Genomic DNA, 22,020 nt, shown 5'->3' on the forward strand with positions numbered 1-22,020 from the left:
GTATGACCGAAGACCCCCAGGCAGTGGTGACCGGTTTCCTGAAGGCCCTCGAAGACCTCGACATCGACCGGGCGCTGACGTTCGCGGCGAGCGACATCGTGTACCAGAACGTGCCGTTGCCGCCCGCCCGCGGCGTCGCGGCGGTCGAGAAGCAGCTGCGTCTGCTGGCCCGGTTCGGCTCCGGGTTCGAAGCGCGGACGCACCACATCGCCGCGGACGGCAACGTCGTGCTCACCGAACGCACCGACGTGCTGCGCCGCGGCGCGTGGGAAGCGGAGTTCTGGGTGTGCGGCACGTTCGAGGTCGAAGCCGGCCGGATCGTGCTGTGGCGCGACTACTTCGACTGGACGACGGTCCTGGCCGCGAGCGCGAAGGGCGCCGGGCGGGTCGCGCTGGCCGGCGCGCGCACGCTTATCGGCCGCTACAAGGCGAAGCAGGCTGTGCGCTAGACCCGCGGTGCGCCGCGGTCGTGGTCCCGAAGGTCCACGACCGCGGCTATCCCCAGCACCAGCACGAACACGCAACTGAGAACAATCAGCCCCCACATGATGGTTCTCCCTCCCCCACGTGTTCGTGCTGGTCGAGAGCTGTCGAGGAGTGGTCTGCGCCACTTTCCGGCGGCTCTCGCAGACCGTACCGCCGCTTCACGCGGGTTGTTCCGGGTCTTAGGGAGCATTTAAGGCAGATGCGCCGGATGGGTGACAGAGGCGTCGGATCCTGTCACAGTCCGCGCGCGATCGGTTACGCGCCAACGCCTAAACCGGCCACCGACGCGATTCCATCCCGGACGGACACCGCTGTGGAGCGCAGAGCCGAGACGTCCGCGAGGTACCGCAGCACCTTTTCCGCTTCCTCCCCGGCGAGCGGTTCGCACTCGTTGTCGGCGTTTCGCCGCACGGGGATGAGCTCGAGCCGGGGTTCTTCGCCGAACATGCAGCCGGCCAGCAGCCCGTCGACGTGCCGGCGGCGCATCGCCGGCCAGTCGAAGACGAGGTTGCCGAGGCTGTAGAGGATCGGACGGCCGCGGTAGACCTCGACGGCTTGGATCGTGTGCGGCCCGTGCCCGGCGACCAGGTCGGCGCCGGCGTCGATCGCGGCGCGGCCGTAGGTGACCTGGTACTCCGTGAGGTCGGGTCCCGGCAGGCCCCAGTGCATCGAGACGACGACGTGGTCGTGGCCGGATTTGGCCTGCTTCACGTCGGCGACGAGCCGGTCGAGGTGTTCGGGCACCGGGGTCGTGCGGACCACCGGCGGCCGGCCCGGGATCTCCGCCACGCGCGGATCGGGCTGGTACGCCGTGGTCGCAAACGCTTGCGCGACGCCCGGGGAGCCCGACTGCGCGGCTTGGCCGTAGGCGCGGCGAAGTGCGGTGTACGCGAGGAATGCGACCTTTTCGCCGGATCGCTCGAGCACCGCGGGTGCGTGCGCGGCGTCGAGGTTCGCGCCGGCGCCGCAGTGCGCGATCCCGGCTCGGTCGAGGACCGCGAGGCTCGCCATCGCCGCGGCCGGCGGGTGGGTCAGGTCGTTGGCGCACGAGACGACGTTGATGCCGGCCGACGTCAGCGCTTCGGCCATCGGCACGTCGAGGGGTCCTTCGAGGTTCACGAACCGGAGGTCGGCCCCCTTGAGCAGCGGATCCAGCTGCTTGAACGCCGTCGACGGCGTCGCGCGGCCCTGGACGTTCACGTCCCCGCCGAGTACCAGCGTGATCACGAAACCTGCTCTGCCGAAAGAGTGACGACGAAAGTAGTTGTTACGAATCGTTGCACCTTTGTCTTCCTCCTCCTCATCTGTTCGGGGGACTATGCCACGACTGTTCAAGCACAAAGGGGACTCAGGGTGACCAAGACCCACAGAGCCAAGACCACGCTGACGGTGGCCGTCGCGTCCGGCTTGGTGCTCGGCGGAGTGGCCGCACCGGCCGCGTTCGCGGCACCCAGCGCCGACGCGGTCATCGCCGAGGTCTACGGCGGTGGCGGCAACTCCGGCGCCACGTTGACCAACGACTTCGTCGAGCTCGCCAACCACGGTACTGCGGCGACGAGCGTCGACGGCTTCAGCGTCCAGTACCTGCCCGGCTCGCCGAGCGCGTCCAGCACCTGGCAGGTGACGCAGCTGGCCGGCAGCGTCGCGCCGGGCGGGCGCTACCTCGTCGCCGAGGGCAAGGGCAGCGGCGGCACGGTCGCGCTGCCCGCACCGGACGCGACCGGCACGATCGCGATGTCCGCGACCGCCGGCACGATCGCCCTCGTCTCCGGCACGGCCGCGCTGACCTGCAAGACCGCCGCGGACTGCGCCGCCGACGCCCGGGTCAAGGACCTCGTCGGGTTCGGCACGGCGACCGTGCGCGAAGGCGCTCCGACGGCCGCGCCGTCGAACTCGACGTCCGTCGCGCGCGGCACGGCGCTGGCCGACACCGACGACAACGCGACCGACTTCGCCGTCGGCGACCCGTCCCCGACGAACACCAAGGGCGAGACGACCGGCGGCGGTGACCCCGGCGAACCGGGCACCCCGGCGAAGATCCACGAAATCCAGGGCACCACGCGCATTTCGCCGTTCAAGGACCAGAAGGTCAGCGGCGTCACCGGGGTCGTCACCGCGACCCGGACGTTCGGCTCGGTGCGCGGCTTCTGGATCACGGACCCGAACCCGGACAACGACCCCCGCACCAGTGAGGGCCTGTTCGTGTTCACCGGCTCGACGAGCCCGGCCGTCGCGGTCGGCGACGCGGTGACCGCGACCGGCACCGTCCGCGAGTTCTACCCGGACGCGCCGGCGACGTCGAACTACCAGTCGCTCACCGAGCTGGGCAGTGCACAGTGGACGGTCGACTCGCACGCGAACGCCCTGCCGGCGCCGACCGTGCTCAACCCGGACACCGTGCCGGTCTCCTACGCGCCCGCGCCGGGCGGGAACATCGAGCCGCTCACCTTGGAGCCCACGAAGTACGCGCTGGACTTCTGGGAGTCGCACGAGAGCGAGATCGTTTCGATCAGCGACGCCCGGGTCGTCGGCCCGTCGAACTCCTTCAACGAGCTGTACGTGACGTCCAAGCCGGACCAGCACAAGTCGGTGCGCGGCGGCAGCGTCTACCTGGGGTACGACCAGCTGAACAGCGGCGTCATGAAGGTGTCGTCGCTGATCCCGTTCGAGCAGCGGCCGTTCCCGAAGCTCAACGTCGGTGACGTGCTGACCGGCACCACGTCCGGCCCGGTCGAGTACAACAACTTCGGCGGCTACACGCTGTTCGCCAGCGTGCTCGGCACCGAAAAGGACAATGGGCTGCAGGCCGAGACCACGCGCAAGCAGCGATCCGGCGAACTCGCGGTCGCGACGTACAACGTCGAGAACCTGGCGCCGGGTGACCCGCAGGCGAAGTACGACCGGCTCGGCGAGGCGATCGTGACGCACCTGGCGACACCGGACATCGTGAACCTGGAAGAGATCCAGGACAACACGGGCGCGACCGACGACGGCACCGTCGCGGCGGACCAGACGCTGCAGAAGTTCACCGACGCCATCGTCGCCAAGGGTGGCCCGCGCTACCAGTGGCGCTCGATCGACCCGGTGAACGACGAGGACGGCGGCCAGCCGGGCGGCAACATCCGCGTGGCGTTCCTGTTCAACCCGGCCCGGGTGTCCTTTGTGGATCGTCCGGGTGGGACGCCGACTTCTGCTGTCGGTGTTGTCCGTGATCACGGGAAGGCGCACCTGACGGCGTCGCCGGGCCGCGTCGACCCGACGAACGAAGCCTGGGAGGACAGCCGCAAGCCGCTCGCCGGCGAGTTCGTCTTCAAGGGCCGCACGGTGTTCGTCATCGCCAACCACTTCAACTCCAAGGGCGGTGACCAGCCGACGCACGGCCGGTTCCAGCCGCCGGTGCGCAGTTCCGAGGTGCAGCGGGCGAAGCAGGCCACGGTGCTGCGCGGGTTCGTCGATTCGCTGCTGACGGCCGACCGCAACGCGAACATCGTCGTGGCGGGCGACCTGAACGACTACCCGTTCTCGCCGGTGGTCAAGACGCTCACCGCGGGTGGCGCGCTGAAGGACCTGATCGCGACGGTGCCCGAGGCCGAGCGGTACAGCTACGTGTTCGAGGGACAGTCGCAGGTGCTGGACCACATCCTGGCGTCGAAGGCACCGCGCGGAGTGGACTACGACGTCGTCCACATCAACGCGGAGTTCGCCGACCAGGCCAGCGACCACGACCCCCAGGTGATCCGCTTCCGGCCGAGCACCGGCAACGCGATCCAGGACGGGATCAACGACCTGCTCGACTACCTGGAGCAGCTGCTGGGGAAGTACTTCCCGTAAGTCTCGCTTGACAGAGGCCACCACCGGGCGATCGCGTCCGGTGGTGGCCTTTTTCTTGCACACCTTCGGGTGACGGCGAAACCGTGGAGCTTTGACGGCCGTCTTAGGGTGGACGGGACCACAGGGGAGGTGGCGTGGACGGGTATGCGGTGAAGGTCGACGAGCTGGGCAAGCTCATCGACGACCTGGGCACGGCGGCGGACAGGATGGCTGACGCGAACAAGAAGCTCGGCGGCGGCGGGGCTTTCGGGTCCTTGGGCACGGCTGACCTGGGCAAAGCGGGCGTCGAGTTCGAGGAGGCCTGGGGCTACGGCATCGGACGCCTGGGAGAGGCGGCTTCGGGGATCACGGAGCGCCTGAAGCAGGCGAAGCAGAAGTACGAGCAGATCGAAGCGGAGTTCGGCGGCGAGCTGAAGAAGTTCGGCTCGATGGTGATGGGCGACGACGACCCGACTGTGCCCCACGCGCAGCGTGGGGACTACCCCCGGGTCGGCCGGCCGAGCGGCGAAGGCCCGGCCGGCCCTGGCTCGTTCGGCGACGTGCTGGGCGACGACGGCATGGTGGGCGGGGGAGTCACCGGTGGCGTGCCGGGCATCAACGACCAGGCCGAGAGCGAGGAGCCGGGCGCGGACCTCGGCGGTGGCATGGTGGGCGGCGGGGTGACGGGTGGGGTGCCCGGGGTCAACGACCTGGCCGGACGCAAGAACCCGGGCGTGGATCCCGACGGCGGCATGGTCGGTGGCGGCGCGACCGGCGGCATCACCGACATCCTGAACGGCCTCGACCGATGAGCGCCCGCGACTTCCCGGCCCTGGGCTTCGACCCGGCGCCCGGCGACCTCGACGGCGTCACCGACTTGGCGGGCAAGTACCGCGCGGTGAGCAAGGATCTCACCGAGGCCGACGACTCGCTGCGTCAGATCGTCCGCAAGCAGGGCATCTGGCAGGGCGAAGCGAGCGAGGCTTTCGCGAGGCGCATCGGCCCGCTGCCGCAGTACCTCGAGGGCGCGGGCAGGTCGATGGGCGAGGCCGCGGACGCCCTCGAAAGCTGGTCCCGAGACCTCGGTGACCTGCAGAAACGTGCTGCCGACCTGGAGGTCCGCGCGGAGGCGGCGGCGCAGGCGGCCGAGCAGGCGCGCGCGAATCCGGACCTCGCACTGGCCAACCGGACGTTCCCCGACCAGCAGTCCCTGCAGCTCGCCCAGCGCCTGCTGGACAACGCGGGCCAGCAGCTCCAGACCGCCATCGACGGCTGCCAGAACATCCAGGACGCGGCCAAGCAGCTCCAGCAGGAGCACACGGACGCGGCAGGCCGGGTCGCGGAGGCGCTGCGGAAGGCGAAGGAGCTGGCCCCGGACGAACCGGACGTCCTCGACAAGCTGAGCGATGCGGTTGGCGGAGCACTCGGCGATCTGACCAACACCATCGCCGACGGGGTGGACGACGCGTGGAACTTCGTTCAGGATCACGCGGAGCTGATTTCGAAGCTCTCGGACGTGGTGGGCGACATCGGCAACGGCCTCGGCGTCCTGAGCGATGTCCTGCCGCCTCCGGCCGACAAGGTCGCGAGCGTGGTCGCCACCGGCCTGGGGCTCGGGGCTCTCAGTGGTCACGCTCTCGCCATGACAGCCGGAGCCGACGTGGCGCCCGAAACACTGTTCTTCGACGCGGCGGGCGCGGTCACGTCGCTGGCGGGCCTCACTGACGTGATTCCGGATACCGCGATCAAGGTGGCCGCCTACGGCTTGCTCGTAGATCAGGTGGGCGGGGAAGTCGCCGCTGGTGCCATGGACAAGAAGTTCGAGGGTCCGATCGGCGACTTCAAGAACTACTGGGTGCCCAAGGACATGGGCCAGGCAGCGGTGGTCGCCGGCACGCTCATCGCCGGGCCTGTCCCTTGGGCGGCGGTGGCGCTGGGCAATGCGGCTGATGCGGGAATGCAGGCCGACAACGCGCCGAAGCGCCAGCGTGAACGGGCGGAAGACGAGGTGTGGAACTGATGCCTCTCCAAATCGACCTGCCGCCCGGGTTCGCCGGCATGCCGGTGGGTACCGACGACAAGATGAACCGCGGCCACGCCTGGACCATTGCGGAAAACCTGGCGTCCGGGACGTCCATCGAGGAGTTCGGCAGCTACCTGATGGCACTGGTCCCGGCCATGCAGGCCAACGGCATCCGTGTGTTCGGCAAGTTCGCGGTGGGCAGGCGCAAGGGCGACGTCGCGACCCTGACGCTGGGCGTCGCGCAGTGGCCGGAAACGTCGCCCGCCAACCGGGACGCCCTGGTGGCCGCGATGGCTGAGCAGTACCGAAGTCAGCACAAGCGCGCGGTGGTGAGGCCGGTGCGGCTCCCGATCGGCCCGGCGATCGTCGCGATCAGCGGCGGTGAGTTCCACCTGCCCGAACGTGACGTCCGCACCCAGATCAAGGCGGAATACCAGATCCCGCTGCCGGACGGCCGGTCCGTGGTGATCTTGTCGGTGGTAGCGGAATCGGACGACGCTTGGCCGGCGGTCGCAGAGGCGACGGCGAAGGTCGCCTGGAGCCTTCGCAGTGGAGAGACGCCGTGATCAGCACGGTGGCCAGTTCGACCAAGTTCTCGGCTGGGGAGGTGATCTTCGCCGTCCTGCTGGGCGTGGTGATCATCGGCGGTCTGGCGTTGACCATCGTCCGTACTCGTCGTTCGATGAAGCCGCGTGAACAGCAGATGGCGGTGCTGGCCGCGGAGCTCGACGGCCGGCGGCAGGTGTACTTCCGGAAGATGGAGATCGGCTTGGCCCAGGAGGATCTCCTCCGCGTCGCCCACAGCCGGGGCTACTCGCTGATCGACCACCGGGTCGGGAAGTACTACGAGTTCGTCTACACACCGCACCAGCCGGGGAGACTGGCATGAGCGACAACGCGCAGCTCATCGAGGAAATGCGCTGGCAGCTCAAGCGGATCGAGGACCGCAAGGCGGACAACCAGCGCATCCTCGCCGGCATCGCCGGGAGCGACCACACCACGGTCGTCTCGTCGGATCGGTCCGTCACCGTCCTCGCCGGGCCCGGCGGGGTGGTCAGCGAAGTGCGGCTCGCGCCGGAAGCCATGCGGTTCGACGCCGTCACGTTGAGCCGGACCATCACCGCCGCCATCCGGGAAGCGGTCGCCGCCGGAGGACGGCTTGCCGCACCGCCGCCGGCGGGGGAAGCGCCGCGGCCAACCGCACCGCCACGCCCGGCGCCCCAACCCGAGCGTGCACCCACCCCACCCCAACGTAGGCAAGCCCCCACGGACGACGACGAGCCCTACGACACGGTCTTCGATGTCTAGGCCGGCGGTTGCTCCCCGCGCTTCGAAACCGCCCGCTTGGCGCGCCACCCCAGGGCCAGCACCGCCTGGACCAGCTCCTGGTAACTGGGCTTGACCTCTTCGAGGTACCGCTCCAGATAAGCCGCACGCGCCGTCAAGACCGGGCGGGGCACGTCGCCCGGATCCAGCCAGAGCAAGCCCTGGATGTTGTGCAGCGCCATCTTCCACCAGCGGGTCGCGCGCTCGGCCGCCCGGGCCTCGCGCTCGGTCGCCGTCTCGATGGCCGTCTGGGCTTCCTCGATCTCTCCCGCCAGCTCGTCGGCGCGCGCCAGTTCCCAGCTGCGCAGGTTCTCCGCCGAGCCCCGGGAGAGGGCGATGATTTCCTTGTACCGCATGGCCGCGGTGGCGCTGTCGTCGGTCATTGCGCGTTCTCCGGGCGCTGGAACGGGATGATCACTTCGGGCGCACCGTGGGTCGTGCGGTCGAAGAACAACGCGCGGCCCGGCCGCGGGGACCAGTGCACCACCTGGCCCGCCGCGAACGGCGCCAGCTCGTTGCCCTGGACGTCGAGCGCCGCCCACGTGCCGATGTCGTCGGTGCCCGCGAACCCCAGGGTGTCCTTCAGCCGGGCGATGCTGCGCCACCAGCCGATCGTGTGGACGCCGTGGCCCGGTCCTTGCTTCAGCACCATCCGCAGGTGGTCGAGGCCGCTCTTCAGCTGCCCGACGGCCTTGGCCTCCAGCACCGGCAGCGCCGCGTCGACCCCGTACAGGAGCAGGACCTTCGCGCCGCCGGACATCCCGCCGGTGATCGATTCCAACGTGGCCGTGAGGTTGTCGGCCAGGGTCGCTATGTGGCCGTCCTCGCGGAGGCGCTCCGCCAGCTCGAGCACCGCCGGGGCGCACGCTTCGATCGTGCAGCCCAGCACGAACTCGACCTCGCCCGGCTCGTACTGCCGGGCCAGGGACCGGGCCGAGGAGTCCATGATGGACAGCGCTTCCGCGGTGGCCGACCCGAGCACCGCGATGTTGCGGCCCGGCGCCCACGACAGGTCGACGCCGCACGCGGCCTCGGTGACGTCGATCGACTGGCCCAGCAGCGCCCGCGGCCGCGAGCTCGGCTTCAGGTCCAGGTACGCCGGGAACTGCTCCAGCACCGGCGAATGCGCGCCGTCGAACAGGCGCGGCCGCGGGAACCGGCCCTGGTACTCCTCCCACAGCCGGTGCTGCAGCCGGACGAACACGTTCTTGCTGCTCGCGTCCGGGATGTGGGCCAGCTGGTTGCCGTGCGCGACGCCGGAGTCGTGGTTGATCACCCCGTGCCACTTCGGGGCCGACACCGCCGCGTTGTTCGTCTCGGCCAGCACGCGCCGCGCCTTCGGCATCGCGATGCGCAGCGTGCACTGCTCGAACACCGCCGGCTTGCCCCAGAACGCCTCGATGCCGGCGACGTCCTGGCTGGCCAGCACCAGGTGGATGCCCTGTGACCGGCCGCGTCGCGCGATGTCTTCCAGCAGCTGCGTGGCCGTGGCCGTCACCTGGTCGCGGCCCGCGAACAGGTACTGGAACTCGTCGATCACCGCGACGATCCGCGGCCAGTGCCCGCCGGGGTCGGCTTCGCGGAGGTCGGCGAGGTTCGTGACCTCGTGCTCCTTGGCGGCCGCGGACCGGCGCCGCAGCTCGTCGGCCAGGAACCGCAGCAGCGCCAGGCCGAACTCGCGGTCGGTGTTGACGTTGACGCCGACGAGCCGCGCGTGCGGCAGCCAGCTCGCGTCCTTGCGCCCCGGCGCCAGCCCGGCGAAGGAGACGCCTTCCTTGAAGTCCAGCAGGTACAGCGCCAGCTCGTCCGGTGTGTACCGCGCCGCGAGGCTGCCGAGCAGCGCGTACAGGAAGTTCGTCTTGCCCGAACCGGACGGCCCGCCGATCAGGGCGTGCGGGCTCGCGTCGCCGATGACGACCTCGACCGGCTCGCCCTCGAAGAACCCGACCGGCGCGCGCAGCTCCCGCGCCGAGCTTTCGTGCCCGATCTCGGCCGGCAGCAGGTCGTCGAACGACCGCGGCCCGCCCTGCTTGGCGATCAGCGCCGCGGCGATCCGGTCGGCGGCCCGGATGACCTGCCCGGACGGCATCGGCGGATCGAGGTCGACGACCAGGTCGGTGCCGCTCATGCTGCTGATCGCATGCCGGTCGTCGATGAGGCTGAGCGTCTCGACCGACGCGCTCACGGCGGTCGGCACGTCGATCATGATCAGGCAGATCCCCGCGGCCAGCGCCCCGCTCGCGACGCGCTTGAGGTCGCGGGCGCGCTCCGGTTCCAGGGTTTCGCCGTTGCCGTACAGCACGACGATGCGGAACGGTTCGACCCGCTCCTGCCGGTCGATGCGCAGCTCCCGCAGCGACGTGTGCCCCGCCTGCATCCCGGTCGCGTGGATGCGGCGGATGTGCCCGGCCAGCTCGTCGAGGAGGTCCTCGAGCCGGCCCGGGTCGTACAGCGAAAGCGCGCTCGTGCGGCTCAGCGGGTAGAGGTCGGGCAGGATCGCGGTCAGCTGCCCGATGTCCCACAGGTGCACCCGCACGGCACCGGGTTCGAACGTCGAGAGCACGCGGATCAGCAGGTTCTGCACGATGCCGTCGATGGTGGGACGCGTCTTCGGCGCCGATGTGATCGCCAGGTGCGATTCGTCGAGGAGCGGGACGGCGACGTCGAACGTCCGGGTGGCGTCGCCACCGGCGGCGGTCGCGGAGCCGACGCGCCAGAGGCCGGGCGAGGTGATGCCGGCGTTGTGGCCGACGCGCCCGAGCCAGTCACCCGGTGGCAGCCCGGCCGCGCCGGGTGCGTTCTGCGAGACGAGTTCCCGCAGCGTCGCGGGTCCTTGGCCCCAGTCGGTGTAGAAAGCGCTTCGCACACTGCCGAGCGCGCCGAACACTTCGTGCGCGGCGGGGTGCCGGGACCACTCGTTCTGCTGCTCGGCAGTGGCGTGGTTCATGCCGACGCGGACGATCTCGCGCTCCAGCTCGAGCTTGGCGAGGTCGGCTTCCGCGGCTTGGCGCGCGCCGGCCGCCGCGCCCAGTACCAGTCCGATCTGATGGCGGACCCGGTCGAGTGCGGTTTCGACGCGGTTGCGTTGCTCGGCTGACTTGTTGGCCATCGGCGTCCCCAAGAAAAGGTGTCCCCAAAAGGATTACAGGCGCGACCGGTATCCGCTCACCAGGTCTTCGGCAGCAGCCAGGCGGACGAGGAGCTGGTCCAGCCCCTCGCCGGCCTGCGCGTACTGCGAAGGCAGCCAGGGATCGGCCTTGGCCTGGGCGTCCACGAGAGCTTGCCGGGCCTCCCCGAGCAGGCTTGTGGCCCGCTCGGAGTGGGCCCGCGCATCGGCGAGCCCGGCCACGACGGAGGTGAGCAGCTGGTGGAGATCGGCGAGCGTCATCCGGCTAGAGACGCGCCGAGTAGGAGTCGGCGGAGGAAATGCTTGCTTGGACCGTGCTCTGCAGGCCGTTGATGCCTTGCAGTGCCTCCGCCAGCAACCCGTGTGCCTGGCTCACTTCGTGCTGGCTGCTGCCTTGCGTCGCTTGTGCGAGCGACTGCTGGGCTTCTTCGAGAGACTGCGCTGCCTGCTGCAGGGCGGCGATGCTCGCGGACGCCTTTTCATTGGCGAGCGCGATGCCAGCGCGGATCTCTTCGACTCCGGCCATCGGGCCTCTACTCCTCGAAATTTCGTCGGTCGTACGGGGGCGAATCCATTGAAACAGATCCAACGACTCACCGTGATCATCTGACTGTGCGGAGTGATCACGGGCCCGGAATCAGCAAGGCCCCGGACGTGGGACGTCCGGGGCCGGGCCGATCACGGTGCGTGCCGGGGTTGACCTGGCACGTGTGGTGCACACTGAAGTCGCTGGCCGGCGCTACCCCAGGTCAGAGCGGTTTTCGTGCCACTGCTGGCCTTTCTGGAAGCGTCGGGCTCGGGTTGGGGTGAGACTAGCGCGACCGGAGCAACGGGCTGCGATCAGCCCTGCCCGTAACTCCCTGTGGACGAGCAGATTTGTCCGGCAATCGCTCGAAGACATTTCACATTTCGGGCAGCGGCCGAGGCGGCCGAGCACCCGCACGGGCAGGTGCTCGTGCGGACGGATTCGGGGCAGGCCACCGGTTTCCGGCCCGGAACGACGAAACGCCGGGCGCGCGGCCCGGCGTTTCGCCTGTTCAAGTGCGGAGGATACAGGATTCGAACCTGCGAGGGCGTGAACCCAACACGCTTTCCAAGTCTGCACACTGCCGTACACAGGAGTCCGATGAGTGCGAAAGACCAGGTCAGCGCACTATCGGCCGATCGGCGAACTCCGGCGAACCAGGGCGAATGAGACTAGAACTGAGACTACGGCCGCAGCTTCGCTGGCCTGCTCACGCTGGTCTTAGCGGGCCGTCAAGCGGCTCTCGGCTGGGGAAGGTCTCCTAGGTGCGAGATCGCCGCGAGAAGCCTCTGCGGGCAACAGGCGCCGTCTTGGCGGGGTGCTCTCGGGCATTGGGTACTCTCCGGCGGCGTCGAAGCTGGGCTGGTCGCGAGCACGGGCCAGAGCCATTCCGGATGATGTGACCATCTCGGTGCGTCGATGGTCGCGTAGGTCACGATCGGTTGGGATGATCGGCAGGTGACCACTTCGTCGGACAGGTTCATGCGGATGACGTCGACCCTTCGGTATGCGCGGGGCGCCGACACTCGCGATCTCCAGATCGACGGGTTGCCCAACTTTCACCATCTCACGATTGCGCCAGACGGCACACACGTCTCGCTCGAGAGTGGCATCAACCCCACACGCCAGGTCGCAGCGGTCGATCAAGCCCGCCGGCCACTGATCGCCCTCCGGACAAGTTCCTGGAAGGCGGGCCAAGCGTCAAATCCCTGGCACGATGTGTACGACTTAGACCACGGCTACGTCCGGTACTTCGGTGACCACAAACTCGGCAGCACGGCCGCCCTGGGCGCCACCCGAGGCAACGCCGGACTCCTGGCAGCGTGGCCGGCGCACCGTGGCGCGACTTCGGCCGAGCGACTACGGGCGACTCCCATCGCACTCTTTCGCTCGGTAACCGTGAGCGGACTCGTCAAGGGCCACGTGCAGTTCTGCGGCATCGCGGTGATGGAACGTCTCGAACACGTCATCCAGCGAGATCCCGCCACGGGGCAGAGCTTCGCCAACTACGTGTTCGACCTCGTGGTACTGAACTTGGCGGTCGAGGACGAGCAAGTCGACTGGCGGTGGTTCGACGACCGGTGGGATCCAACTCTGACAGCGGCGCGGACATTGCGGCACGCGCCAAGCGCGTGGAACGAGTGGATAGAGCTCGGTGACGTCGCGCTGCCAAGGGTCCGCCGCCGGGTTGCTGCAAGCCAGATCCGGCCACTCAACGACCAACGCCCAGCGCCGGGCACCGCGGAGTCAGCCGTTCTGGAGAAGATCTATAAGGCTTTCGACGGGAAGAAGGTTCAGTTCGAGCTCCTCGCCGCGCGCGTCGCTAGCGCAGTGTTCCGCGAGCGAGGTGGAACCTATGTCGACGGCTGGATTACTCGGGGTGCTGGCGACGGTGGCACCGACTTCGTTGGCCGGCTCGATGTAGGCGGCGGCGACGCCGTGGTCAAGCTCGTAGTCCTCGGACAGGCCAAGTGTGTTACACCGACATCGTCGATCAATGCCGAGCAGATAGCTCGCGTCGTGGCCAGGCTTCGCCGCGGGTGGATCGGGGTCTACGTCACGACCGCCGTTTACAGCCTGAAGGCTCAGGAGGAGATCGTTGAGGACCAGTACCCGATCCTCCTGATCGACGGCCGGCGGCTGGCCGAGGAAGTACGCAAGATGGCCTTCGACAGCCACGGCGGAGACGTCGACGCACTCCTACGCGACATCGAGCATGGCTACAAGAACGCGGTCAGCGCTCGTCGCCCCGAAGAGGTGTTGCTGTTCGGGGGAATTCAGGCCCGCTAACGACCGTGCGCGACTCCCAGACTTCTGGTCCAGCGTTGATCGCGGACGTCGTCCGCCATCCTTCTGCAGTTGGCACTCAAGATCAACATTTAATCTCGTCCGACGGTTGGTTGGATCCAACAAAGCGGTTACGGTAAGGTATGACCGCAGCCGCTCAGTCGCCGTTTGCCATGACTTTGAGCCTAAATGTGCTCAACCACCTGGGGATCAACCTGTACAGCAACGTCTCAGCCGTACTTTCTGAGGTGGTTGCAAACGCGTACGACGCAGACGCTGAAACTGTTCGCATCGTTGTTGACCAGGTCAACAAGCAGATCACGATAACTGACGATGGAATCGGCATGACCGAGGACGACGTTAACGAACGCTTCCTTACAGTCGGATATCGTCGGCGCGACAATAATAACGCGGTAACCAAGCGGTTCGAGCGCCCAGTTATGGGTCGAAAAGGAATCGGCAAGCTGTCCCTGTTTTCAATTGCTCGACAGATTGATGTCTACACCACAAAAGACGGCCAAAAGTCGGCTTTCAGGATGCTACTTTCAGATATCGAAAAGCAAATTAAAGATTCGGAAGCCGGTCACTATCGGCCAGCGGTTCTGGATAACTTTCCAGTAGACTTGCCGAAAGGTACTCGAATCGTCCTGAGCGATCTCAAGAAAGAGATGCGTAATGTAGTGGGTGGCTTGACAAAACGTCTGGCCCGACGATTCTCGATCCTTGGGTCCGAGTATCACTTCCAAGTCTTCATTGACGCGCACGAAGTCACGCCACTCGATCGAAACTACTTCCACAAAGCTCAGTTCATCTGGACCTTCGAGAGTGAAGAAAGGTCCAGTGAGGTATTCCGCCTGTGTCGAAATTCGGAGCATTCTGCTACGGCACCACCGGTGAATCTCCCTGAGGGATCCGCTTCAGGCTGGTTGGCGACCTCGTTCAGTCCTAAAGACCTCATCGACGACGACGGGGAGAAGATTAACCGCGTCACGCTCATCGTTCGCGGTAAACTGGCCCACGAAAACCTACTGGAAGAGATCAAAGAATCCAGTATTTTCGGCGCTTACCTTTTCGGTGAGATTCATGCTGACTTTTTAGACAATGACGAGTCCGATGACATTGCCACAAGTAGCAGGCAGAAGATTGTCGAAGACGACCCACGATACCAGTCTCTAATCAACTGGTTCACGGGAGAAGTGCGAAAGGTGGGAGCCAAATGGACGGAGCTTCGAAACAGCCAAGGCACCAGTGCGGCGCTGGAGAACCAGCACATCAATGACTGGTTCCAAACGCTCGAGGGCAACACGAAGAGCAAAGCCGAGCGCCTCTTCGGGAGAATCAACCAGCTGACCATTGACAATAAAGAACAGCGTGCCCAACTGTTCGCGCATTCAGTCCTCGCATTTGAGGTCCTTCGCTATAAAGACAATCTCGATGCGATCGAGTCAATGGAGACCGCCGACCTTCAGGCAATTGGAGTGTTGTTTAGTAGCATTGAAGATCTCGAGGCGGTCCTCTACCATCGAATCGTCACTCAACGCCTCAAGGTCATTGAGAAGCTGCAGGAACACGTCGACAACAATGCACTTGAGAGGATCCTGCACGAGCACCTGTTTACAAATCTCTGGCTTTTGGATCCGTCTTGGGAGCGTGCAACGGAGAAACTTTCTGAGATCACCCTCGGGAAGGCCTTTATAGACATTGTCGATGATCTTTCCGAGGAAGAAAAGGCATCACGTGTCGATATCAAATACAAGCGGGTCGCTGGCTCACATGTGATTGTCGAGCTAAAGAGGCACTCTGTGAAGACGACCACGCTGAAGTTGTATGAGCAGATCGATAAGTATCGAACTGCTCTCGTGGCCCAACTTAGTAAGCAAGGCAAGGGCGACGAGTCGGTTGAATGCGTCTGCGTGCTCGGCGAGGACCCTGCCGACTGGAAACGTATCAACGGACGGCAGATCTCCGAAGACACTTTGAAGCCGATTAATGCCCGTATCGTCATGTATGAAGAGTTGCTTATTAATGCTTACGAATCATACAAGTCATATCTAGACACCGAGGAAAAAACCAGTACCCTCAGGAAAGTTTTAGCCTCACTAACGGAGGATGTTGAACAGGACGTGAGTTAGACCCAAGTGCGCCAGCTGCTAGCGAGATGTGTCGGCTGCAGGCAAGACGCAGCCTGCACGCGGGGCTGGCTATCTCGGAGACCTGCCAGTCTGGCGCGTACATCCCCTTTCCGGTCTGGTGGTTCTTTCGACGGGTGGTCGCTGGGCCTGTTCTTCCGCGGGCATCGTGCGAGGCTGAAGCTCGGGAGTCGCCGAGCTTCAGCCTCACGCAGCTCTAGTCGCCGGCACCTGGCACGATGCCCCTGCCTGACCAGTACTTAAGTAGCTCGTCGATGTCTCCAAGCGCCTGGTTCAGTTTGTAGGGCGTTAGAGCGACGACGTCGACCGCAGCTTGCTGGTTGCCCGCAGCGTAGTGTTTTCGAGCTTCCTCGATGTGTTCGACTGCGGCACGAGCGTCCTTCAGTAGTTCACTGAGCCTGGGGGCTGTCTCATCGTTAGCCATTCCAACCTCCTTCATGGTGAATGGAAGGGTACTCGTCAAGCCGCCTGACTTCATGTGGAGCTGAGGACGTTACCCGAAAAGGCTGACTTGAGGAGGCTGGCGAATCCCATGTAGACGTGAGACAAAGAGGCCATGGTTTCTAGTGCGCTGATATCCCGCATCGGTCCCATGACGGGATCTGCGACGAACGCGGCGTAGTCTTCTCGGGATTCTCCCCAGTGAATCCAGTCTCCGTAGAGGTAAAGCGATACCAGTTGCTGAGGATTTAGATCGTGATGCCTGGGGATAAAGTTTCTGTTACCGCCTTGGAGTTTCGCCCCCACTTGTTCCTTGAGTGAGGTGGCCTTTAGTCGATTTTGAACCTGACGCCACTTCTTGAGGGTTTCTGCCCGCTCAGGCTGCGCGGAATCGCCGACCTCTGAATTTATTCGGCCGACTATGTTGTGTACGTTGATAAAACTTCCAAGTTCAGCCTCTGTGTACAGCTGTCTCCACATGCTCGCGAAGCCGATCATGCTATCTCTTGGCGGGAATCTTTCGAGTGTCACTTCCGTCGTGCCGTTTGGGCCCGGTTTGAAAGAGGCCGCAGCTTTGGTGTTAATGATGGAGGTGCCAGCTAGGTCGGTGCAAGTCTTGATGTATCGGTTGACTGATGCTGCGTCGTCTGTATTGAGTGAGTTGCGACCCAAGGGAGGGAAAGTGGCTGGATTGTCCAGGTCGTACATGAAGCTTAGAAGCTTCCACCAATATTCAAAGCAGGTTGGATCCTGGCCATATTCGCTAAAAGGTGTGTGAAACTCAAGCGCGCGTTCGAGTGCTGGCGCTTCGAAAGAGTGACCGCGAACAGTTATTACTTCGCGCTGTTCTTGGCTCACTGCTCACGTTCCCTTCGGTCTGGCCGAATTGCTCGGTATCTTTCCATTAAGGAAAGTCTCAATCTGCAGTACCGCTACTTCGTAGCAAAGGACGTTAGTCCCCGGCACAGTGCGGGCTGAATGCGGACTGATGATGGCGCCGGAGAAGGTCCAGAGCGGGTGGTCCTCGGGGAGCGGTTCGGGCTCTGTGACGTCTAGTGCTGCGCGCAAGCGCCCTGATTTGACTTCGGTCACAAGTGCGTCCGTGTCGACGATCTTTCCGCGTCCGGCGTTGATGAGCAGTGCTCCGTCATCCATGGCTGCGAGAAAGTCTTTGTCGACTAGATTCTGAGTTTTTTCGTTCAGTGGCGCGGCGATCACCACAATGTGGTGCCCTTGGATGATGTTGGGAATCTCCGAGGCCGCGTGGACTCCGTCTCGGCAAGTGCTCGCGACCAGGGTGGACTCCGTGCCGAACGCCGCGAACAGCCGCGCCACGGCCAAACCGATGCTGCCCGCTCCGACGATAAGAGCCCGCTTTCCGCGCAGGGTGTCGGCGGCGAATTTGCGGTGCGCCCATGTGTGCTCGTCCTGGAACCGCACCAGAGCTGGCCATTGGCGGTACTGGGTCAGCGCGGCGGACAGTACCCATTCGGAGACTGGGCCGGCATGTGCTCCCCTCGCACCGGCGAGGACGACGCCATCCGGGACCTCGTTCGCCCACTCGTCCGTGCCGGCGGCCGTGAGCTGAACCATCCGGAGGTTGGGCATCTGTGCCATCAACGGCATAGGGCGGTTGGTGCCACGATAGGGCGGAACGAAGATCTCAGCCTGCCGCTGGTGCTCGTTCAGGGTCGTCGTCGTGGGGTCGTACGGGATGACCTCGACGGAGTCGAGTTGGCCGAACAGTTCCTGGCCGACCACGTCGTCCGCCTCTGAGCTGACGAGGATGCGCGTTGTCGTGGTCACTGCTTCTCTGAATCCTCGCTCAATACGGTGCTGACAAGGTTCCTCGCCTGGTCCTGGAGAGGCTTGCTCGACGCCGAGTTGTCGATGACGACGTGGGGAACGGGTGGCCGTAGCTCGAGGTCGATGCCGGCGAGGTAGCTCTCCCAGCTCGCGAGCTTCGTGGCGTCGCGTGCGGCGCCACGGTGGCGGACGTAGGTGTGCATCGTCTCCGCGTCGCAGTAGACCCAGACGAACGAGAGCTTGGCTCCCATCCCCTGGCAGGTCGCCTGGATGCGTTCGACCCACGCCGGGTCGGAGAACTCTTTGATGAACGGTGCGGTCACGATCGCGCTGTTGCCGCACTGGACGTTCTCGGTCATGGCGCTGATCAGCGCTTCGTACTCGCGGGGGCGGACCTTGCTGAGGTACGTCTCGGACTCGCGGTCGTTGGGGGACAGGTTGAGCAGCTCCAAAGCTGCTTCGACGACGGGCCGAGTCAGGGTGTCTTTGTCGAGCATCGGCCAGCCGGTCTCGCGGGCGACGACGCGGCCGAGCTCGGTCTTGCCGCTGCCGGCGTAGCCGCCGACCAGTAGGACGTGGGGAGCGCTGGGCTTCGGGCGCGTCTCTGCGGTGACGTGCGGCGCGTTGACGACGCGGCCGGCGCGGGGCTTGCTGATGACAAGCCCTTCCTTGATCAGCACGTCCATCGCTTCGTTGATCGTGAACGGGCTGACGTTCCACTCGGTCGCCAGCTCGCGCGTGGACGGCAGGGGCTGACCGTCGCGGAGTCGACCGGCTTCGATGTCGTTCCGGATGTTGCGGGCTACCTGCTGGTGCAGCGGGTCGGACCGCTGGACCCCAGAGCGCGGCCGGGACATGTGTGCAGCTCCTTCGGGTCGCCACTGCGACCAATCATCTGGATGGCGAACAGGTCAGACCATACCAGATGACTGGAGAAGTTCTCGCAGCTCAGAGCTGGTGGCGTTACTCCATTCGAGTCAACCAGTTGACTGGTTAAAAAACCAACTGTTAGGTTCATGGTGTTCCACACCACACCCACCGAAGGGCACACCATGAAGTCCGCACACATCACCAACCGAGTCGTCCAGATCGCTGCTGACGGCCTTGCCGCTGGTGAGGGCTACTGCCCGGACGGCTTGGACGAGGCCGCCATTGACGCACTGATCGCCGAGGTCGACGAGGAGCTGGCCGCCGCGACGGCAGTGGCGGAGACCCGCACCCGTTACGCGTTCACCGACCTGCAGCACGCCCACCGGGCTCGCCGACGTACCGACCGCGCGACGTTGCGGGTGCTGCCGGTCCGGCTGGACACCGCCGTGTCGGCTGAGGGCGAGGCCGCGTGATGGCCGCTTACGTCGGCGCGATGCTGCACGGCCACCGCGCCGTATCCGCTGCTTTTGACCCCGACACGGCGGCTCACTCCGCCAAGAACGCGCACGCCGCGTCGGGTCTCCCCAACCACTCACATGGCTACTCGGAGAGGTTTCCCATGGTAGGCACCGCCACCGCGCCCGGCGCGGGACAGTACAAGGACATCGCTGACCTGTTGGCCGAGCGGCCCGGCAAAAGTGACTACGTCTCCGCCCGGGTGGCGTGGCTGTTCGCGATGGCCGACGCGCTGGACAGGGCGTGCCTGACCGACGACGCGCAGGACGTCCGCGAAGCCGCGCTCACGCTGGTCCGTAAGTCGGTCGAGCTGGTCTCCGGCGGTGCGGCATGAGCGCCCCGCAGACCCCGCAGGTGTCGGTGTACTCGTTCGGGTACCTGCACGACACGAAGGTCTTCACCTGGAACCCGCAGTTCGTCGTCGACCTGCGCAGGCTGTTCCGGGACCCGCACCGTGACCCGGCGTTCCGGGAGCTGACCGGCCACCACGCGGCCGTGCGGGCACGGGTCCTGGGACAGCCCGGAGCACGGGCGTTCGCCGCGTCGCTGGCCGCGACCGTCACGGCCGTGCTGCCCACGGACGACACCAACGCGGTGCCGGTCATGGTGGCGCTGGGCTGCGCGGGCGGCCGTCACCGCTCGGTGGTCCTGGCCGACACCGTGGCCACCCACCTCGCCACCCAAGGCGTGCGGGTGCACATCCAGCACCTGCACATCAACCGTCCGGTGGTGGCCCGATGACCGCCCGCACAACACTCCGCCGCCGCGTCCCGGCGCGGCTGATCCCGGCCACCAACGTCCCGGCCGCTGGGTGGCACCAGGTGCGGGTGGCGCTGACCTACCGGGTGTCCGACGTCTTCGCGGTGGCCGTCGAGATCCCCACCACCTCGGGTCCGGTGACGTGGCTGCTCTCCCGGGAGCTGCTGGCCGAAGGACTGGACGCGTGCTGCGGGATCGGCGACGTCCAGGTCTACCCGGACCTGCTCGACGACACGGCGACGTGGATCGAGCTGCGCGACCCGTCCGGCCGGATCGGACCGGCGCTGCTGCGGTTCTGCCGCGCCGACCTGGAGCGGTTCCTGGACAACACCGACGCGATGGTCCCGGCCGGCACCGAAGCCACCCGGATCAACTGGACCCGCGAACTGGACCTGCTGGCCGGGGGTGAGGTGGCGTGAGCACCAAGAACCTCAGCCCCCGCGCGATCGAGCGACTGGCGATCCGCCGGTTCACCGACCACACCGGACAGACCTGGGCCAAGGCCACCGCCAAGCAACGCCGCGACTGGCTGACCGAGCAAGAACCGCTGATCCGCGCCGACCACGGCATCGCCCTGGACGCGGTGTGGCACGGCGGGGACTGGCAGGCCCCCGGGCAAGCCGACCTGTTCCCCCTTCCCGACGACGCTGCGGAGGTGGCGTGATGAACACCCAGATGCTGATGGTCCTCGGTGGCCTCGCGCTGGTCGGCGTGTTCGCCGTGTGGCGCTCCGGCCGCAAATCCGCGGTACGGGCGCAGAAGGGCGTCCGCGAGGTCACCCGCATGACCGGCAACACCATCCGCCTGATCCTGGCCACCGCGATCATCGCGTTCGTTCAGTGGCTGGTGATCGTGAAGATCCAGAACACCACCGCTACCTGGATCGCGCTGGTCGTCCCGGCGCTGCTGGCCGCCGCGACGATCGTGCGGCTGATGGCCATCACCGAAATCGTCCACACCACCCGGGGAGGCCGCCGATGACCACCACCGACCTCACGCCGACCGACGCCCGACACCAGCCGCTGACCGACGCGGACAAGCTCGCCCAGGACGCCGCCACCGCCGCGCAGGTGCGACGGCTGGCCAACCACCCCGACGTGGTGGCGCTGCGGGTGGAGAAGGTCCGCACCCAGATCGACGCCGTGATCTGGCTCGGGATCTTCCTCGGCCTGGCGTTCACCATGGTCAACGTCCAGTCCTTCGCCGCCGCCGGTGCGGCCACCTGGTCACTCGGGTGGCTGGCCGGGTGGCTGCTGGACCCCATGGTGTCCCTCGTGCTCGTGGCGGTGCTGCGGGCAGAGCAGGTGACCGCCCGGTACCAGGTCGACACCGGCCGGTGGGCGCACCGGACGAAGTGGTTCGCGTTCCTGGCCACCTACGTCATGAACACCTGGAAGTCCTGGACACACTTCGACGTCGCCGGGGTGGTGCTGCACTCGGTTCCGCCGGTACTGGTGTTCCTCGCGGCGGAGACCGCGCCGGTGCTGCGGGACAAGCTCACCGAGGCCGTCATGGCGGCCGCAGGCACGGCGTTCACGGGACAGCAGGCCGCCGCCGCTCCGGCCACCGTGCCCGCCGCCCCGGCGGAGGACAGCGCGGGGGAGAAGGCGGCACCGGCCACCCGGCCGCGTCGCCGTCCGGCCCGCAAGCCCGCCGCGAAGCCGGCCCGGAAGTTGCGCGGGGACTACCTGGCCGACGCCCGCGCCGCGTGGGCACCAGGGATCGAGATCACCCCGGCGTGGGTGCGGTCCGTCTGCCCGGAGATCTCGCGCGGCACCAGCAAGAACGTCGCCGACGACCTGATCGCCGACACCTCCCGCCCGGCCGTCGCGCCGGTGCCCGCCGACCAGCCCGTGACCGTCGACCAGGAGGAGGCCGCCTGATGTCCACCACC

Annotated in this window: 25 protein-coding genes; 16 read left to right on the plus strand and 9 right to left on the minus strand. The window is 66.4% G+C overall.

From position 1 onward, the window contains the following. The first annotated feature begins 2 nt into the window (after nt 1-2). Nucleotides 3-449 carry a limonene-1,2-epoxide hydrolase family protein gene (locus tag AB0C38_RS04565; protein WP_360666364.1) on the plus strand — a complete coding sequence of 149 codons (447 nt, stop codon included), beginning with the start codon at nt 3-5 and terminating at the stop codon, nt 447-449. A gap of 292 nt (nt 450-741) precedes the next feature. Here AB0C38_RS04565 and AB0C38_RS04570 read toward each other — a convergent pair whose 3' ends face one another. Continuing rightward, nucleotides 742-1,713 carry a CapA family protein gene (locus tag AB0C38_RS04570; protein WP_360666366.1) on the minus strand — a complete coding sequence of 324 codons (972 nt, stop codon included), beginning with the start codon at nt 1,711-1,713 and terminating at the stop codon, nt 742-744. A gap of 126 nt (nt 1,714-1,839) precedes the next feature. Here AB0C38_RS04570 and AB0C38_RS04575 point away from each other — a divergent pair, with 126 nt between their 5' ends. The 6 genes from AB0C38_RS04575 to AB0C38_RS04600 all read left to right on the plus strand — a co-directional run bounded on the left by AB0C38_RS04575 (nt 1,840) and on the right by AB0C38_RS04600 (nt 7,627). Then, nucleotides 1,840-4,317 carry an endonuclease/exonuclease/phosphatase family protein gene (locus AB0C38_RS04575; protein WP_360666369.1) on the plus strand — a complete coding sequence of 826 codons (2,478 nt, stop codon included), beginning with the start codon at nt 1,840-1,842 and terminating at the stop codon, nt 4,315-4,317. Nucleotides 4,318-4,451: 134 nt separating this feature from the next. Continuing rightward, on the plus strand, nt 4,452-5,108 hold the full coding sequence (locus AB0C38_RS04580; protein WP_360666372.1) for a hypothetical protein: 657 nt from the start codon (nt 4,452-4,454) through the stop codon (nt 5,106-5,108). After that, nucleotides 5,105-6,316, plus strand: a complete 1,212-nt coding sequence (locus AB0C38_RS04585; protein WP_360666374.1) for a putative T7SS-secreted protein — start codon at nt 5,105-5,107, stop codon at nt 6,314-6,316. The genes AB0C38_RS04580 and AB0C38_RS04585 overlap by 4 nt, the downstream gene beginning before the upstream one ends. After that, complete coding sequence (locus AB0C38_RS04590; protein WP_360666376.1) at nt 6,316-6,885, plus strand: hypothetical protein; 570 nt, start codon at nt 6,316-6,318, stop codon at nt 6,883-6,885. The genes AB0C38_RS04585 and AB0C38_RS04590 overlap by 1 nt, the downstream gene beginning before the upstream one ends. Beyond that, entirely contained in the window at nt 6,882-7,208 is a 327-nt protein-coding gene (locus AB0C38_RS04595; protein WP_360666379.1) for a hypothetical protein, read from the plus strand. Before AB0C38_RS04590 ends, AB0C38_RS04595 begins: the two co-directional genes overlap by 4 nt. After that, on the plus strand, nt 7,205-7,627 hold the full coding sequence (locus tag AB0C38_RS04600; protein ID WP_360666382.1) for a YbaB/EbfC family nucleoid-associated protein: 423 nt from the start codon (nt 7,205-7,207) through the stop codon (nt 7,625-7,627). Before AB0C38_RS04595 ends, AB0C38_RS04600 begins: the two co-directional genes overlap by 4 nt. On the opposite strand, the gene AB0C38_RS04605 is transcribed toward AB0C38_RS04600, so the two are convergent. From AB0C38_RS04605 to AB0C38_RS04620, 4 genes are read right to left on the minus strand one after another with little or no spacing between them, the layout of a single operon-like run. After that, complete coding sequence (locus AB0C38_RS04605; protein WP_360666385.1) at nt 7,624-8,028, minus strand: hypothetical protein; 405 nt, start codon at nt 8,026-8,028, stop codon at nt 7,624-7,626. The genes AB0C38_RS04600 and AB0C38_RS04605 overlap by 4 nt on opposite strands. Next, nucleotides 8,025-10,754 carry an FtsK/SpoIIIE domain-containing protein gene (locus AB0C38_RS04610; protein WP_360666388.1) on the minus strand — a complete coding sequence of 910 codons (2,730 nt, stop codon included), beginning with the start codon at nt 10,752-10,754 and terminating at the stop codon, nt 8,025-8,027. Before AB0C38_RS04610 ends, AB0C38_RS04605 begins: the two co-directional genes overlap by 4 nt. A gap of 33 nt (nt 10,755-10,787) precedes the next feature. Further along, nucleotides 10,788-11,033 carry a hypothetical protein gene (locus tag AB0C38_RS04615; protein WP_360666390.1) on the minus strand — a complete coding sequence of 82 codons (246 nt, stop codon included), beginning with the start codon at nt 11,031-11,033 and terminating at the stop codon, nt 10,788-10,790. A 4-nt stretch (nt 11,034-11,037) separates the two neighbouring features. Beyond that, the gene (locus tag AB0C38_RS04620; protein ID WP_003056176.1) at nt 11,038-11,298 is read right to left on the minus strand and encodes a hypothetical protein; all 261 of its coding nucleotides are present in this window, start codon (nt 11,296-11,298) and stop codon (nt 11,038-11,040) included. Nucleotides 11,299-12,285: 987 nt separating this feature from the next. Here AB0C38_RS04620 and AB0C38_RS04625 point away from each other — a divergent pair. Beyond that, nucleotides 12,286-13,587, plus strand: coding sequence for a restriction endonuclease (locus tag AB0C38_RS04625; protein WP_360667500.1), 1,302 nt, complete (start codon nt 12,286-12,288; stop codon nt 13,585-13,587). A gap of 140 nt (nt 13,588-13,727) precedes the next feature. After that, nucleotides 13,728-15,716: an ATP-binding protein gene (locus tag AB0C38_RS04630; protein WP_360666393.1), complete on the plus strand. Its 1,989-nt coding sequence runs from the start codon at nt 13,728-13,730 to the stop codon at nt 15,714-15,716. 214 nt (nt 15,717-15,930) lie between these two features. On the opposite strand, the gene AB0C38_RS04635 is transcribed toward AB0C38_RS04630, so the two are convergent. Genes AB0C38_RS04635 through AB0C38_RS04650 form a run of 4 tightly spaced genes read right to left on the minus strand, consistent with a single transcriptional unit; the run spans nt 15,931 to nt 18,838 of the window. Continuing rightward, nucleotides 15,931-16,158, minus strand: a complete 228-nt coding sequence (locus tag AB0C38_RS04635) for a hypothetical protein (protein WP_360666396.1) — start codon at nt 16,156-16,158, stop codon at nt 15,931-15,933. 50 nt (nt 16,159-16,208) lie between these two features. Further along, the gene (locus AB0C38_RS04640; protein ID WP_360666399.1) at nt 16,209-17,033 is read right to left on the minus strand and encodes a hypothetical protein; all 825 of its coding nucleotides are present in this window, start codon (nt 17,031-17,033) and stop codon (nt 16,209-16,211) included. A gap of 3 nt (nt 17,034-17,036) precedes the next feature. Continuing rightward, a complete protein-coding gene (locus AB0C38_RS04645) occupies nt 17,037-17,981 on the minus strand; it encodes an NAD(P)-dependent oxidoreductase (protein ID WP_360666401.1) in 945 nt (314 codons plus the stop codon). Continuing rightward, entirely contained in the window at nt 17,978-18,838 is an 861-nt protein-coding gene (locus AB0C38_RS04650; protein ID WP_360666404.1) for a GntR family transcriptional regulator, read from the minus strand. Before AB0C38_RS04650 ends, AB0C38_RS04645 begins: the two co-directional genes overlap by 4 nt. Nucleotides 18,839-19,033: 195 nt before the next feature. Here AB0C38_RS04650 and AB0C38_RS04655 point away from each other — a divergent pair, with 195 nt between their 5' ends. From AB0C38_RS04655 to AB0C38_RS04685, 7 genes are all read left to right on the plus strand, one after another. After that, a complete protein-coding gene (locus tag AB0C38_RS04655) occupies nt 19,034-19,324 on the plus strand; it encodes a hypothetical protein (RefSeq protein ID WP_360666407.1) in 291 nt (96 codons plus the stop codon). Between the two features lie 146 nt (nt 19,325-19,470). Continuing rightward, nucleotides 19,471-19,701: a hypothetical protein gene (locus AB0C38_RS04660; RefSeq protein WP_360666410.1), complete on the plus strand. Its 231-nt coding sequence runs from the start codon at nt 19,471-19,473 to the stop codon at nt 19,699-19,701. Further along, the gene (locus AB0C38_RS04665) at nt 19,698-20,108 is read left to right on the plus strand and encodes an RNase adapter RapZ (protein ID WP_360666413.1); all 411 of its coding nucleotides are present in this window, start codon (nt 19,698-19,700) and stop codon (nt 20,106-20,108) included. The genes AB0C38_RS04660 and AB0C38_RS04665 overlap by 4 nt, the downstream gene beginning before the upstream one ends. Then, nucleotides 20,105-20,545, plus strand: a complete 441-nt coding sequence (locus AB0C38_RS04670; protein ID WP_360666415.1) for an SsgA family sporulation/cell division regulator — start codon at nt 20,105-20,107, stop codon at nt 20,543-20,545. The genes AB0C38_RS04665 and AB0C38_RS04670 overlap by 4 nt, the downstream gene beginning before the upstream one ends. Further along, nucleotides 20,542-20,790 (plus strand): hypothetical protein, encoded by a 249-nt coding sequence (locus AB0C38_RS04675; RefSeq protein WP_360666417.1) that lies wholly within the window; start codon nt 20,542-20,544, stop codon nt 20,788-20,790. The genes AB0C38_RS04670 and AB0C38_RS04675 overlap by 4 nt, the downstream gene beginning before the upstream one ends. After that, the gene (locus AB0C38_RS04680) at nt 20,790-21,107 is read left to right on the plus strand and encodes a hypothetical protein (RefSeq protein ID WP_360666420.1); all 318 of its coding nucleotides are present in this window, start codon (nt 20,790-20,792) and stop codon (nt 21,105-21,107) included. Before AB0C38_RS04675 ends, AB0C38_RS04680 begins: the two co-directional genes overlap by 1 nt. Continuing rightward, a complete protein-coding gene (locus tag AB0C38_RS04685) occupies nt 21,104-22,009 on the plus strand; it encodes a hypothetical protein (RefSeq protein WP_360666423.1) in 906 nt (301 codons plus the stop codon). Before AB0C38_RS04680 ends, AB0C38_RS04685 begins: the two co-directional genes overlap by 4 nt. Nucleotides 22,010-22,020: the final 11 nt, after the last annotated feature.

Source organism: Amycolatopsis sp. NPDC048633, assembly GCF_040650695.1.
In the GTDB taxonomy this organism is placed as follows: domain Bacteria; phylum Actinomycetota; class Actinomycetes; order Mycobacteriales; family Pseudonocardiaceae; genus Amycolatopsis.

Bases quoted from the DNA above. Each gene is read 5' to 3' on its own strand.
- AB0C38_RS04565 (WP_360666364.1), top strand. From the start codon at position 3: ATGACCGAAGACCCCCAGGCAGTGGTGACCGGTTTCCTGAAGGCCCTC.
- AB0C38_RS04585 (WP_360666374.1), top strand. From the start codon at position 5,105: ATGAGCGCCCGCGACTTCCCGGCCCTGGGCTTCGACCCGGCGCCCGGC.
- AB0C38_RS04590 (WP_360666376.1), top strand. From the start codon at position 6,316: ATGCCTCTCCAAATCGACCTGCCGCCCGGGTTCGCCGGCATGCCGGTG.
- AB0C38_RS04600 (WP_360666382.1), top strand. From the start codon at position 7,205: ATGAGCGACAACGCGCAGCTCATCGAGGAAATGCGCTGGCAGCTCAAG.
- AB0C38_RS04605 (WP_360666385.1), bottom strand. From the start codon at position 8,028: ATGACCGACGACAGCGCCACCGCGGCCATGCGGTACAAGGAAATCATC.
- AB0C38_RS04610 (WP_360666388.1), bottom strand. From the start codon at position 10,754: ATGGCCAACAAGTCAGCCGAGCAACGCAACCGCGTCGAAACCGCACTC.
- AB0C38_RS04615 (WP_360666390.1), bottom strand. From the start codon at position 11,033: ATGACGCTCGCCGATCTCCACCAGCTGCTCACCTCCGTCGTGGCCGGG.
- AB0C38_RS04620 (WP_003056176.1), bottom strand. From the start codon at position 11,298: ATGGCCGGAGTCGAAGAGATCCGCGCTGGCATCGCGCTCGCCAATGAA.
- AB0C38_RS04625 (WP_360667500.1), top strand. From the start codon at position 12,286: ATGACGTCGACCCTTCGGTATGCGCGGGGCGCCGACACTCGCGATCTC.
- AB0C38_RS04630 (WP_360666393.1), top strand. From the start codon at position 13,728: ATGACCGCAGCCGCTCAGTCGCCGTTTGCCATGACTTTGAGCCTAAAT.
- AB0C38_RS04635 (WP_360666396.1), bottom strand. From the start codon at position 16,158: ATGGCTAACGATGAGACAGCCCCCAGGCTCAGTGAACTACTGAAGGAC.
- AB0C38_RS04650 (WP_360666404.1), bottom strand. From the start codon at position 18,838: ATGTCCCGGCCGCGCTCTGGGGTCCAGCGGTCCGACCCGCTGCACCAG.
- AB0C38_RS04655 (WP_360666407.1), top strand. From the start codon at position 19,034: ATGAAGTCCGCACACATCACCAACCGAGTCGTCCAGATCGCTGCTGAC.
- AB0C38_RS04660 (WP_360666410.1), top strand. From the start codon at position 19,471: ATGGTAGGCACCGCCACCGCGCCCGGCGCGGGACAGTACAAGGACATC.
- AB0C38_RS04665 (WP_360666413.1), top strand. From the start codon at position 19,698: ATGAGCGCCCCGCAGACCCCGCAGGTGTCGGTGTACTCGTTCGGGTAC.
- AB0C38_RS04670 (WP_360666415.1), top strand. From the start codon at position 20,105: ATGACCGCCCGCACAACACTCCGCCGCCGCGTCCCGGCGCGGCTGATC.
- AB0C38_RS04680 (WP_360666420.1), top strand. From the start codon at position 20,790: ATGAACACCCAGATGCTGATGGTCCTCGGTGGCCTCGCGCTGGTCGGC.
- AB0C38_RS04685 (WP_360666423.1), top strand. From the start codon at position 21,104: ATGACCACCACCGACCTCACGCCGACCGACGCCCGACACCAGCCGCTG.